The 13357-nt window shown below is 66.6% G+C and carries 11 protein-coding genes; 10 read left to right on the top strand and 1 reads right to left on the bottom strand.

All coding sequences use genetic code 11. The features are described 5' to 3' along the window. Nucleotides 1-195 precede the first annotated feature (195 nt). From lpxD to QMX81_RS18520, 8 genes are all read left to right on the top strand, one after another. A complete protein-coding gene (gene lpxD, locus QMX81_RS18555; protein WP_121041474.1) occupies nt 196-1218 on the top strand; it encodes a UDP-3-O-(3-hydroxymyristoyl)glucosamine N-acyltransferase in 1023 nt (340 codons plus the stop codon). Then, entirely contained in the window at nt 1215-1670 is a 456-nt protein-coding gene (fabZ, locus tag QMX81_RS18550; protein ID WP_019184406.1) for a 3-hydroxyacyl-ACP dehydratase FabZ, read from the top strand. The genes lpxD and fabZ overlap by 4 nt, the downstream gene beginning before the upstream one ends. A gap of 19 nt (nt 1671-1689) precedes the next feature. After that, a complete protein-coding gene (gene lpxA, locus QMX81_RS18545) occupies nt 1690-2481 on the top strand; it encodes an acyl-ACP--UDP-N-acetylglucosamine O-acyltransferase (RefSeq protein ID WP_282263669.1) in 792 nt (263 codons plus the stop codon). A 59-nt stretch (nt 2482-2540) separates the two neighbouring features. Further along, nucleotides 2541-3758, top strand: coding sequence for a lipid-A-disaccharide synthase (gene lpxB, locus QMX81_RS18540; RefSeq protein WP_226956600.1), 1218 nt, complete (start codon nt 2541-2543; stop codon nt 3756-3758). Next, nucleotides 3755-4417 (top strand): ribonuclease HII, encoded by a 663-nt coding sequence (locus tag QMX81_RS18535; protein ID WP_282263667.1) that lies wholly within the window; start codon nt 3755-3757, stop codon nt 4415-4417. The genes lpxB and QMX81_RS18535 overlap by 4 nt, the downstream gene beginning before the upstream one ends. 549 nt (nt 4418-4966) lie before the next feature. Further along, nucleotides 4967-8548, top strand: coding sequence for a DNA polymerase III subunit alpha (gene dnaE / locus QMX81_RS18530; protein WP_282263664.1), 3582 nt, complete (start codon nt 4967-4969; stop codon nt 8546-8548). 31 nt (nt 8549-8579) lie between these two features. Then, nucleotides 8580-9452, top strand: coding sequence for a hypothetical protein (locus QMX81_RS18525; RefSeq protein WP_282263661.1), 873 nt, complete (start codon nt 8580-8582; stop codon nt 9450-9452). Nucleotides 9453-9565: 113 nt separating this feature from the next. Next, nucleotides 9566-10525, top strand: a complete 960-nt coding sequence (locus tag QMX81_RS18520; protein WP_282263659.1) for an acetyl-CoA carboxylase carboxyltransferase subunit alpha — start codon at nt 9566-9568, stop codon at nt 10523-10525. Between the two features lie 115 nt (nt 10526-10640). On the opposite strand, the gene QMX81_RS18515 is transcribed toward QMX81_RS18520, so the two are convergent. Beyond that, entirely contained in the window at nt 10641-11096 is a 456-nt protein-coding gene (locus tag QMX81_RS18515) for a CopD family protein (RefSeq protein WP_282263658.1), read from the bottom strand. 158 nt (nt 11097-11254) lie between these two features. On the opposite strand from QMX81_RS18515, the gene QMX81_RS18510 reads away from it, so the two are divergent. Together QMX81_RS18510 and phaZ are read left to right on the top strand one after the other, a co-directional pair. Continuing rightward, nucleotides 11255-11851: a class I SAM-dependent methyltransferase gene (locus QMX81_RS18510; RefSeq protein WP_282263656.1), complete on the top strand. Its 597-nt coding sequence runs from the start codon at nt 11255-11257 to the stop codon at nt 11849-11851. Between the two features lie 57 nt (nt 11852-11908). Continuing rightward, the gene (gene phaZ / locus QMX81_RS18505) at nt 11909-13264 is read left to right on the top strand and encodes a polyhydroxyalkanoate depolymerase (RefSeq protein ID WP_183073770.1); all 1356 of its coding nucleotides are present in this window, start codon (nt 11909-11911) and stop codon (nt 13262-13264) included. Nucleotides 13265-13357: the final 93 nt, after the last annotated feature.

Raw genomic sequence — 13357 nt, 5'->3', positions numbered from 1 at the left:
TTTTCGTTTCTGGGTCAGGCCAGCGGCCGGCACTACCCTGCCGCGCTCGCGCTGAACCGTCGGGGGTCGTGGCGGGCTGCCCGCCATGACCCCGCGCGATGGCAACCGAAGCGCCACGCCGCAACCAACCGACACACCCACCCCAAAACCCCCGCCCCGCATGACCGTTTCGGCATCACACGGTAAACTCCCCCGGTGAACACTCCTACCTATACCGCCCAGCAACTCGCCGAGCAGTTTGGCCTGCAGGTCCATGGTGATGGCAGCACCGCCATCCATGGCGTGGCTACGCTCGCCCATGCCGGCCCCGGCCAGCTCACCTTCCTGGCAAATCCGCGCTACCGCGCGCAGCTGGCCGACAGCCAGGCGGCCATCGTCGTGCTGCGCGCCGAGGATGCCGAGGCCGCGCCCGGCGCCGCCCTGGTCGCCAAGGACCCGTACACCACCTTCGCCAAGATCGCCGCCCTGTTCGATATCGCACCGCCGCGCGCCCCGGGCATCCACCCCAGCGCCTGCATCGATCCGGACGCCCAGGTCGCCGCCAGTGCCCACATCGGGCCGTTCGTCACCATCGGCGCGCGCAGCGTCGTCGGTGAGAACTGCATCGTCGGCCCCGGCAGCATCATCGGCGAAGACTGCACCCTGGAAAACGGCTGCGAACTGATCGCCCGCGTGACCCTGGTCACCCGCGTCAAGCTCGGCAAGCGCGTGCGCATCCATCCCGGCGCCGTGCTGGGTGCCGATGGCTTCGGCCTGGCCATGGATGCCGGCCACTGGATCAAAGTGCCCCAGCTCGGCGGCGTGCGCATCGGCGACGACTGCGAAATCGGCGCCAACACCTGCGTGGATCGCGGCGCGCTGGAAGACACCGTGCTGGAGAACGACGTGCGCCTGGACAACCTCGTGCAGGTCGCCCACAACGTCCAGATCGGCGCCCACTCGGCCATCGCCGGCTGCACCGGCATCGCCGGCAGCGCCAAGATCGGCCGCTACTGCCTGCTGGGCGGCGCCGTCGGCGTCGTCGGTCACCTCGAAATCTGCGACAAGGTCGTCATCACCGGCAAATCGGTGGTGCGCAACTCCATTCATGAGCCGGGCGAGTATTCCTCCGGCACCCCACTGACCGACAACCGCACGTGGCGTAAAAATGCCGCGCGCTTCAAGCAGCTCGATGCGCTCGCCCGGCGCATCCTGTCTGTGAGCAAGGAGAAGGAATGAGCAACAACCAGAATCTGCCGGACATCAACCAGATCCAGCAGTTGATCCCGCACCGCTACCCGTTCCTGCTGGTGGACAAGGTGATCTCGCTCGATTTCGAGAACCGGAAGATCGTCGCCACCAAGAACGTCAGCATCAACGAGCCATTCTTCCAGGGCCACTTCCCGGGCCAGCCGATCATGCCCGGCGTGCTGATCATCGAAGCCATGGCCCAGGCCGGCGGCGTGCTGACCCAGCTCACCCTGGGCCGCGATGCGCAGTCCAAGCTGTTCTACATGGTGAAGGTCGACAAAGCCCGCTTCAGCAAGCAGGTCGTGCCCGGCGATGTGCTGGAAATGCACGTGGAGATCAAGCGCGTGATCCGCAACATGGCGGTGTACGACTGCGTGGCCAAGGTCGATGGCGAAATCGTCGCCTGCGCCGAAGTGCTGTGCGCCGGCACCCGCGAATGATCCAGGCAGGAGATCTGCAATGAGTGACAACGCCCCTCTCATCCACCCCACCGCGGTCATCGACCCGTCGGCGACGCTGGCTGCGGATGTGCGCGTGGGTGCGTTCTGCCTGATCGGTGCGGACGTGGAAATCGGTGCCGGTACCGAGATCGGTCCGCACTGCTCGATCCACGGCCCGACCCGGATCGGCCGCAACAACCGTTTCATCGGCCATGCCGCGATCGGTGGCGAGCCGCAGGACAAGAAGTACAAAGGCGAGCGCACCGAGCTGGTGATCGGCGATGACAACGTCATCCGCGAGTTCGTCACCATCAACCGCGGCACCGCCGGTGGCGGCGGCATCACCACGGTCGGCAACGACAACTGGATGCTCGCCTACACCCACGTGGCGCATGACTGCCATGTCGGCGACCATTGCGTGTTCTCCAACAACACCACGCTGGCCGGCCACGTCACCGTTGGCGACTACGTGATCATCAGCGGCTTCGCCGGTGCCCACCAGTTCTGCCGCATCGGTGCCCACGCCTTCCTTGGCATGGGCGCGCTGACCAACGGCGACGTTCCGCCGTTCACCATGGTCGGCAGCGATACCCTGGGCCGCCCACGCGGCATCAACAGCGAAGGCCTCAAGCGCCGCGGCTTCGATGCCGAGCGCATCGCCAGCATCAAACGCGCCTACCGCACGCTGTACGTGGCTGGCCTGCCGCTGGCCGACGCCAAGGAGCAGCTGGCCGAGCAGGCCACCCACAGCGCCGACGTGAAGGACCTGCTGGACTTCATCGAAAGCGCCGAGAGGCCCCTGCTGCGATGACGGCTCCAGGCGGGCACACCCCGGGCATGACGACCGCCGAGATCATTCCACTCGCTGCGATGGCGACCAGCGTTGAACAGACGCTGGCCGTGCGCACCTCCGAGCGCCCGGTGCGGATCGCCCTGGTCGCCGGTGAAGCCTCCGGCGACCTGCTCGGTGCCGGCCTGATCCGCGAATTGCGCCTGCGCTTCCCGAATGCCGAGTTCGCCGGCATCGGCGGCGATGCCATGCGCAGCGCCGGCTGCCAGACCTGGTTCGACGCCAGCGAACTGGCGGTGATGGGCCTGACCGAAATCCTGCGCCACCTGCCGCGCCTGCTCAAACTGCGCCGCGCGTTCCGCGCGCGTGCGCTGGAGTGGCAGCCGGACGTGTTCATCGGCATCGACGCGCCCGATTTCAACCTCGGCGTCGAGCGCTGGCTGAAGGAACGCGGCGTGCGCACCGTCCATTACGTCAGCCCCTCGGTCTGGGCCTGGCGTGAGAAGCGTGCCGAGAAGATCGGGGCCAGCGCCGATCTGGTCCTGTGCCTGTTCCCGATGGAACCGCCGATCTACGCCAAGCACGGCATCGACGCCCGCTTCGTCGGCCATCCCATGGCCGATGACATCCCGCTGCACAATGATCGCGAACAGGCGCGCGCCGCACTCGGCCTGCCCTCCAACGCGAAGGTGCTGGCGGTACTGCCCGGCAGCCGCCTGGGGGAAATCAGCAAGCTCGGCGAACCGTTCTTCGAAGCCGCCTGGCAGGTTTCCGAACGCATCCCCGGCCTGCACGTGGTGGTTCCGGCCGCCAACGCCGCCTGCCGCACCCTGATCAGCGAGCAACTTTCCGCCTCGGCGTTGCCGGTTGCCCATTCGCACCTGCTCGACGGCAACGCGCGCACCGCGATGATCGCCGCCGACGTGGTCGTGCTCGCCTCCGGCACCGCCACCCTGGAGACGATGCTGGTCAAACGCCCGATGGTGGTCGGCTACCGCGTGGCCGAACTCACCTACCGCATCGTCAAGGCGCTGGGGCTGCTCAAGGTCGACCGCTTCGCGCTGCCCAACATCCTGGCCGGCAAGGACCTCGCGCCGGAGCTGATGCAGCACGACTGCACCCCGGACAAACTGGCCGCCGCCATCCTGCAGTGGTTCGATCGCCCCCAGCGCGTGACCGACCTGCAGGACACCTACCAGCGCCTGCACCTGCAGCTGCGGCGCGACGCCTCCGCACGGGCCGCCGACGCCGTCACCGAGCTGCTCGAACGCGGCCCCCACCACGGCCGCGCCGCATGAGCCGTCGCCACGCCGCAGCCGCGTCCCTGGCACTGTTCGACGGCGCCGCCCTGGCCACCGTCGCCCCGCGCTACGTGGCCGGCGTGGATGAAGCCGGCCGCGGCCCCCTGGCCGGGCCGGTTGCGGTCGCCGCGGTGGTGTTCTGCCCCGACCGACCGCGCCTCAACGGCCTGGACGACTCCAAGCAGCTCACCGCGGCACGCCGTGACCAGCTCTACGACAAGATCCTCGACCGCGCCCTGGCCTGGCACGTGGTGATGGTGGACGTCGGCGACATCGACGCCCTCAACATCTACCAGGCCACGATGCTCGGCATGCGCCGCGCCGTCGAAGGCGTCGCCCACGTCGCCCAGTTCGCCCGCATCGACGGCAACGTCGTCCCCAAAGGCCTGCCCTGCCCGGCCCAGGCCGTGATCGGTGGTGACGCCCTCGACCGCGCCATCATGGCCGCCTCGATCCTCGCCAAAGTCAGCCGCGACCGCTTCATGCAGACGCTGCACGACGCCCACCCCGAATACGGCTTCGACCAGCACAAAGGCTACGGCACCCCCGCCCACCTCGCCGCCCTGCGCAGCCACGGCCCCTGCCCCCAGCACCGCCGCAGCTTCGCCCCCGTCCGCGCGTGCCTGGAACCCGACCGCAGCAGCCTCCCCGCCTGAGCGCTGCACTTGTCGGGCCCTGCCCGGCACGGCACCAAAGAACACACGGCGATTGCTCGCCACCGGGCCTCAGCCACCGGTGGAAAGGTGGGCGGTTACTCGCGCCTGCCTACCTGATATCTGTCGAAGGCTGACTGGTGCCTGCCTCTGCGCACCCGCCATCTATCGAAGAATGGGCCGTTGCCAACCCCAACGCCCCCCCTCACCTATCGAAGGATCAGCTGTTGCTCGCCCCAACGCACCGGCCATCTGTCGAAGGGGTGGTGGGGGTAGAGGCGCGGGACCGTTAGGCAGCATGGATGCTGCCTACGAGCTTACAGGGATGTATTCACAGCGCGTCCCGCGACTCTGCCCCCGCCGCCCCAGCCCGCAGCACCACCGGGCCCACCGCTCCTGCACTTGCTTCACCAACGCCAAACCCCGCAACCGCTGGAACCGCCGAAGCAAACCTGAACCCCAGCGCCAACCCGCGCCCCCGCAACACCCCTGTCAAGCCTTGTTAGCGACCACCGCCACCGCTACCCTGACCGGGCATCACATTGGTTCGGCATGTCCACTTCCCGTTTCGTACATCTCCACGTCCACACCGAATTTTCGCTGGCGGATTCGACCATCCGTGTCCCGGCGAAGCCGGATCAGGCTGACCCGAAAAAAGCCAAGCAGGCCAACCTGCTCAGCCGCGCGGTCGAACTGAAGCTGCCCGCACTGGCAGTGACGGATCTCAACAATCTATTCGCGCTGGTCAAGTTCTACAAAGCCGCCGAAACCGTGGGCATCAAGCCCATCGCCGGCGCGGACATCATGATCGCCGAAGAAGGCATGACGCCCTGGCGCATGACCCTGCTCTGTCGCGACCGCGAAGGCTACCTCAGCCTCTCCAGGCTGCTGACCCGCGCCTGGATGGAAGGCCACCGCCCCGAAGGCGGCGTCGCCGTCCACCCGGACTGGCTCAAAGCTGGCTGCCACAACCTGTTCGCACTGGCCGGCCGCGACAGCCTCGCCGGCCGCCTCGCCGGCGACGGCCGCCACGACCTGGCCGAGCAGCAGCTCGCCGATTGGCAGCGCGTGTTCGGTGACGGCCTGCACCTGGAGCTGACCCGCACCGGCCGCGAGGGCGAAGAAGCCTTCAACCAGTTCGCCCTGCAGGCTGCCGGCCAGCGCGGCCTGCCGGTGATCGCCAGCAACGATGTGCGCTTCCTGCAGCCGGAAGACTTCAGCGCCCACGAAGCGCGCGTCTGCATTTCCTCCGGCCGCGTGCTGGACGATCCCAAACGCCCGCGCGATTACAGCGACCAGCAGTACCTCAAATCCGCCGAGGACATGTGCGCGCTGTTCGCCGACATTCCCGACGCGATCGACAACACGCTGGCGCTGGCCGAACGCTGCAACATCGAGATGCGGCTGGGCACCTACTTCCTGCCCAACTATCCGGTGCCCGAAGAGGAAACCCTCGACAGCTGGATCTGCAGCGAATCGCGCAAGGGGCTGGAAGCGCGCCTCGAAAAGAATCCGCTGGCACCGGGCAAGACCCGCGCCGATTATGTCGAGCGCCTCGAATTCGAACTGGCCACCATCATCAAGATGGGCTTCCCCGGTTACTTCCTGATCGTGGCCGACTTCATCCAGTGGGGAAAGAACCAGGGCATTCCGATCGGCCCCGGCCGCGGTTCCGGTGCCGGCTCGCTGGTGGCCTGGGCGCTGCAGATCACCGATCTGGATCCGATCCCGTACAACCTGCTGTTCGAGCGGTTCCTCAACCCCGAACGCGTGTCGATGCCCGACTTCGACATCGACTTCTGCATGGACCGCCGCGACGAAGTGATCGACTACGTCGCGCGCAAGTACGGCCGCGACCGCGTCAGCCAGATCATCACCTACGGCACCATGGCGGCCAAGGCCGTGGTGCGCGATTCCGGCCGCGTGCTCGGCTTCCCGTACGGTCTGGTCGATGGCGTCTCCAAGCTGATCCCCAACATCCTGGGCATCTCGCTCAAGGATGCGATGGGCGAAGGCAAGGATTCGGAAATGGCCTCGCCGGAGCTGATCCAGCGCTACCAGAACGAAGACGATGTCCGCGATCTGATCGACCTGGCGCGCCAGCTCGAAGACCTTACCCGCAACGCCGGCAAGCACGCCGGTGGCGTGGTGATCGCACCGGAGCCGTTGGCCGAGTTCTGCCCGCTGTTCGCCGAACATGACGAAGGCGGCCGCGGCCGCAACCCGGTCACCCAGTTCGACAAGAACGACGTCGAAGAAATCGGCCTGGTGAAGTTCGACTTCCTCGGCCTGCGCACGCTGACGATCATCGACTGGGCGGTCAAGGCGATCAACAAGCGCCATGAGCGCGCCGGCATTCCGCCGGTGGACATCACCGCGCTGCCGCTGGATGACGTACCCACCTACAAGGACATCTTCGCCAACGGCAATACCGGCGCGGTGTTCCAGTTCGAATCCTCGGGCATGCGCCGCCTGCTGAAAGACGCGCGTCCTGACCGCTTCGAAGATCTCATCGCGCTGGTGTCGCTGTACCGCCCCGGCCCGATGGACCTGATTCCCTCCTTCAACGCGCGTAAGCACGGGCAGGAAGAAATCATCTATCCCGATCCGCGCACCGAAGCGATCCTGAAAGACACCTACGGCATCATGGTGTACCAGGAGCAGGTGATGCAGATGGCGCAGATCGTCGGCGGTTACTCGCTCGGCGGCGCCGATCTGCTGCGCCGTGCGATGGGCAAGAAAGTGCCGGCCGAAATGGCCAAGCACCGCGAGATCTTCCGCGAAGGTGCGGCCAAGGACGGTGTCGTCGAAGCCAAGGCCGACGCGATTTTCGACCTGATGGAGAAGTTCGCCGGCTACGGCTTCAACAAGTCGCACGCCGCCGCCTACGCGCTGGTGAGTTACCAGACCGCCTGGCTCAAGCGGCATTACCCGGCCGAGTTCATGGCCGCGACGCTGTCCTCGGACATGGACAACACCGACAAGGTGGTCGGCTTCCTTGCCGAAGTGCGCAACCTCGGCCTGACCGTGCTGCCGCCGCGCGTGAACGAATCGGCGTACATGTTCGAAGCCTCCAGCGCCGACACCATCGTGTACGGCCTGGGCGCGATCAAGGGCGTCGGCCAGGGTGCCTGCGAAGCGATCGTGGAGGAACGCCAGCGTGGCGGCCGTTACGCATCGCTGCTGGATTTCTGCATGCGTGCCGGATCGGGCAAGCTCAATCGCCGCACGCTGGAAGCGATGATCAACTGCGGCGCGATGGACGGGCTCGGCAAGAACCGCGCCTCGCTGATGCTGCAACTGCCCGAAGTGCTCAAGGCCACCGACCAGATGGCGCGCGAGAAGGCCTCCGGGCAGAACTCGCTGTTCGGCGCGCCCGATCCGGTCAGCACGGCGATGCAGCTGGAGTTGCCGGAAGCCAACGAGTGGGCGCTGGGCCAGTTGCTGGACGGCGAGCGCGAAACGCTGGGCTTCTACCTCAGTGGCCACCCGTTCGATCCCTACGCCGATGACGTCAAGGAACTGGTCGGCACCGACCTGGGCAAGCTGGAAAAGCTGATCCCGCCGGCCCGCCCGAGCAAGGACGGCGAGAAGCGTGCCTGGCGCCAGGAAACGCCGGTGATCCTGGCCGGCCTGGTGGTCGGCGTACGTCGCAAGGGCGAGAGCCAGATCTTCATGCAGCTCGAAGACGGCAAGGGCCGCGTGGAATGCAGCGCCTTCACCGATGGCCTGGCCGAGTTCGGCCACCTGATGACCAAGGACCGGATCCTGGTGGTCAAGGGCGGCCTGCGCGAAGACGAGTTCAACGGCGGCTATGCGCTGCGCATCCGTCAGGTCTGGGATTACGAAGACATCTGCGCCAACTACGCCACGCGGCTGTCACTGCGGGTGGACCTGCGCCAGGACGGTGCGGTGTGGAACCGCGTCAACGCCCTGCTCGACCGGCATCGCCCGGGGCGCACACCGCTGCGGCTGGACCTGCTGCTCGGCTCGGAACAGGGCCCGGTGGCCGGCATGCTCGATGTCGCCGGTGACATCGCCGTGCGCGTGGACAGCCACCTGGTCGATGCGTTGCGCGCCGATCCCGCGGTCCGCACGGTGAAGGTGCGCTACAGCCCGCCCTGGGCGAACTGATTTTTTTCTGTTGCAACACAGGTATTTTGTTTTGATCAAGCGTTTTGCCGTGCTGCTGAGTGCAGCCGTCGCCCTCACCGGCTGTGCCGGCCCCGCCCAGACCTTCGAGATCGACAACCCGGGCGATACCCCGCTGACCCTGCGCATCGACGGCAACGAACTGCCGATCGCCGCGCACGCCTCGCGCCCGGTCAAGCTCAAGCCCGGTGAGCATCACCTGCAGACCGACCAGCTCGGCGACGTGCGCTTCATCGTCTACGCCAGCGGCAAGGGCGGGTTGATCAACCCGACCTTGGCCGAGTACGTGATCGCCAACGAGATCTACGTCACCAGCGAAGACAAGCTGCAGAACTTCGGCAGCCTGGACAAGCAGATCGAGCTGGGCGGGGTGACCTTCCAAGGGCCGTACCAGAGCACGCACGACCTGTTCATCGACAAGGCGTGGAGCTTCGGCGTCCGCGAGCCGTTCCCGGAGGTGCAGACCGTGGCCCACGTGGACGCCAGTGGCGGCCGGATCAACGCCAAGATCTTCACCGCCCCGGATTTCATCGCCTACGTCGAAGCAGGCATGGGCCAGCCCGGTGCTTACGCACGCCAGCAGCCCCACGGCTACGCCGCGCCCGCCTACGCGCTGGAAGCCGCCCCGACCGCACTGCCCGCGCTGGACCCGGCCTTCGAGGCCCATGCCGGCCCGCTGCGCGAGCTGTACACCCGCTACCTGCATGCCACCACCGCCGATGCGCAGCTGCAGCTCCAGCAGGAGGCCTTCCAGGCGCAGATGGCGTTCACCGCCGCCACCGCCCGGCTGGGCTCGGGCCTGCCCAAGGAAGCCAACGAGGGCTACAACACCTTCGTGAAGACCCGCAGCACGCTGATGGGCAGCGCGGCGCTGGTCGTCCCCTGAGCTGACTGGCGCGCCTGGCCCCGCTGCGCTAACGTCGGTTTCCAGACGACGGCGTACGGGGCTTTTCGGCGCATTCGGCTACACTTTCCCTCTTTTCTTCACGACGGTTTCCGATGAATCCGAACTACCTCGACTTCGAGCAACCCATCGCTGATCTGGAGGCGAAGATCCAGGAACTGCGCAGCGCCAGCGCCGGACCTGCGGTCAATGTCGAGGCCGAGGTCAATGCCCTGCAGGACAAGCTGCGGGTGCGCACTGCACAGATCTTCCGCAACCTGACCTCCTGGCAGGTGCTGCAGCTGGCCCGGCATCCGTCCCGCCCGTATACCGAGGACTACATCCGCATCATCTGCGATGAGTTCCAGGAACTGGCCGGCGACCGCGCCTTCGCCGACGACAAGGCGATCATCGGCGGCCTGGCCCGTATCGGTGGTCGCTCGGTGATGCTGATCGGCCATCAGAAGGGCCGCGACACCAAGGAAAAGATCAAGCGCAACTTCGGCATGCCCAAGCCGGAGGGCTACCGCAAGGCGCTGCGCCTGATGAAGATGGCCGAGCGCTTCGGCCTGCCGGTGCTGACCCTGATCGACACCGCCGGCGCCTGGCCGGGCATCGATGCCGAATCGCGCGGCCAGTCCGAAGCGATCGCACGCAACCTGATGGAAATGGCCGAACTGAAGGTGCCGGTGGTCTGCACGGTGATCGGTGAAGGCGGTTCGGGTGGCGCACTGGCACTGGGTGTGGGCGACCGCACCGTGATGCTGGAGTACAGCGTGTACTCGACCATCAGCCCGGAAGGCTGCGCCTCGATCCTGTGGAAGGACCCTGCCAAGGCCAAGGACGCCGCCGAACAGCTCGGCCTGACCGCCCCGCGCTTGAAGAGCCTGGGCCTGGTGGACAAGGTCCTGCGTGAGCCCACCGGTGGCGCCCACCGCAACCCGAACCAGATGGCCAAGCGCCTCAAGGCCGTGCTGCTCAACGAGCTGGACGTGCTGGAGAAGCTGCCGGTCGATGAGCTGCTGCAGAAGCGCTACGAGCGCCTGCGCAGCTACGGGACCTACGAAGTGGCCTGACCGGGCTGCGGCGGAAACGGAAAAGCCGGACGCGTGAGCGCCCGGCTTTTTTTTGTGCAGCACACCGGCGGCGTGGCCCGGCTATAGGGCCGGCCGCTGGCCGGTTTTGACTGACTCAGAACGGCTTGGCGATCACCAGCCAGACCACGCCGATGAACAGCACCAGCGGCAGTTCGTTGAACCAGCGCAGCGCGCGCGAGGACGGCAGCTGCTTGCCCTTCACCGCGCCTTTCAGCAGCCGCCCGGTCCACGAGTAATACACCAGCAGCAGCACCACCAGGCCGAGCTTGGCATGCAGCCAGCCCGCCGCACCGGGCGCGACCATGGTCGGAAAATCGGGAATCACGCGGTAGCCCAGCCACAGCACCACGCCCAGGATCAGCGCGAGGCCGAACATCATGTGGCCGAACTTGTACAGGCGCAGGCCCATCAGCTGCAGCCGCTCGGTCACCGGCAGCTGGCCGGCGGTCTCGCTGAGGTTGACCAGGATCCGGGGCAGATAGAACACCGCCGCCATCCACGCCACCACGAACAACAGGTGGAAGGTCTTGACCCAGTAGTAGGACTGCATGTGCTTGCTCCGGCGGCTGGCATGGGTTGGCCGCCATTCTCGCATGCCCGGCAGGGCCGCCCATGCGTGGCGGGCGCGACCCATCGCCACACCTCAACTACGCATCCGCGCGCCCACGCCGTACGATAAGCGCCGCTTTCACCCACGTGCATATCCCCATGGACAAAACCTACGACGCCGCTTACTTCCAGCGCTGGTACCAGCCTGACCAGACCGGTGGCGCCGCGCGCCTGGCGCGCAAGGTGGCGCTCGCGGTGGCCAGCGCCGAGTACTACCTGGAACGCCCGATCCGCAGCGTGCTGGATATCGGCTGTGGCGAAGGCGCCTGGCGTGCCCCGCTGCTCAAACTGCGCCCCCGCGTGCAGTACCTGGGCTTCGACAGCAGCGATTACGCCGTGCACCGCTACGGCCGCAGCCGCAACCTGCACCCGGCCAAGGTCGGCGATTTCGCCTGGCTGCGCCCGTGCGCACCGGTGGATCTGCTGATCTGCTCGGACGTGATGCATTACGTGCCCAGCCGCGAGCTGCGCCCGGCACTGGAGGGCTTTGCCGAACTGACCGCCGGCGTGGCCTTCCTGGAGGCATTCACGGCCGAGGATGACTTCGATGGCGACCACGAAGGCTTCCAGCCGCGCCCGGCGCGCTGGTACCGCAGCCAGCTCAAGCGCGTGGGGTTCACAGCGCTGGGCTCGCACTGCTGGCTGTCGCCCGCACTGGCCGGGCACGCGGCTGCATTGGAACGCGGCACGCCCTGAGTCTCGATAACAACTGAGACAGGACTCGCATTAAGGCGCCCGCGCGACGGGTACGCTATGCTGCGCGGCAACATAAGACCATACATATTGGACGTCATGCTATATCAGCTGCATGAGTTGACCCGCAACCTGCTCGCCCCGTGGGTGCACCAGGCCCAGGCCAACGCGAAGTTCTTCGCCAATCAAGGTCATTGGTGGTCGCAGATGCCCGGCGCGGACCGCCTGGCCGCTGTGAATGAGCTGTTCCACCGCATCGGCAAGGATTACGAGAAGCCCGAATGGGGCATCAACGAAATCGACGTCGAGGGCGAACGCGTGCCGATCGTCGTCCACGAAGAGATCAGCAAGCCGTTCTGCAAACTGCTGCGCTTCAAGCGCCACAGCAATGAAGCCGACCAGCTGCATACCATGCTCAACCAGCCGTTCGTGCTGGTGGTGGCGCCGTTGTCCGGCCACCACGCCACGCTGCTGCGCGATACCGTGCGCACCCTGCTGCGCGATCACCGCGTGTACGTGACCGACTGGGTCGATGCGCGCATGGTGCCGGGCAGTGAAGGCGAGTTCGGGCTGGATGACTACATTGCCTATGTGCAGGAATTCATCCGCCACCTTGGCGCGGAAAAGCTGCACGTGATCAGCGTCTGCCAGCCGACCGTGCCGGTGCTTGCCGCCGTCTCGCTGATGGCCAGCCGTGGCGAAACCACGCCGCGGTCGCTGGTGATGATGGGTGGCCCGATCGATGCGCGCTGCAGCCCGACCGCGGTCAACAACCTGGCCACGCAGAACCCGATGTCGTGGTTCGAGAACAACGTCATCCACACCGTGCCGGCGACCTTCCCCGGCGCCGGCCGCCGCGTGTACCCGGGCTTCCTGCAGCACGCCGGGTTCCTGTCGATGAACCCGAGCCGCCACTTCAGTTCGCACTGGGATTTCTATGCCGACCTGGTCAAGGGCGACATGGAAGATGCCGACGCCCACCGTCGTTTCTACGATGAGTACAACGCGGTGCTCGACATGCCGGCCAAGTACTACCTGGACACGATCCGCGTGGTCTTCCAGGAGTTCCTGCTGCCGCGCGGCGAGTGGTACGTACAGGGTGAACGCGTGGATCCCAGCGCGATCACCGGCACCGCACTGCTGAGCATCGAAGGCGAGCTGGACGATATCGCCGGCCTCGGCCAGACCGAAGCGGCGCAGGACCTGTGCACCGGCATTCCGGCCGCGCATCGCGAGCATTTCATCGTCGAAGGCGCCGGCCACTACGGCATTTTCAGCGGCCGCCGCTGGCGCGAAACGGTCTACCCCAAGGTGCGCGATTTCTTCGCGGCCCATGCGCAGAGCGTGGCCAGCAAGCCGAAAAAAGCCGCGAAGATCGCGAGCAACGTGACCCCGTTGCGCCGTAAAGCGGGCTGACGCCCGCTTGCCGACCGCCCCCCGACCAGGGGGGCTTACGCTGTGGGTAGTGCCGGCCGCTGGCCGGCTGCGCTTTCATCCAGCAGCTTGGGG

It is taken from the genome of Stenotrophomonas sp. PS02301 (genome assembly GCF_029959485.1).
Lineage (GTDB): Bacteria > Pseudomonadota > Gammaproteobacteria > Xanthomonadales > Xanthomonadaceae > Stenotrophomonas > Stenotrophomonas maltophilia_Z.
Note: the sequence above shows the minus strand (reverse complement) of the source record. Positions and strands in the feature narration are given on the sequence as shown.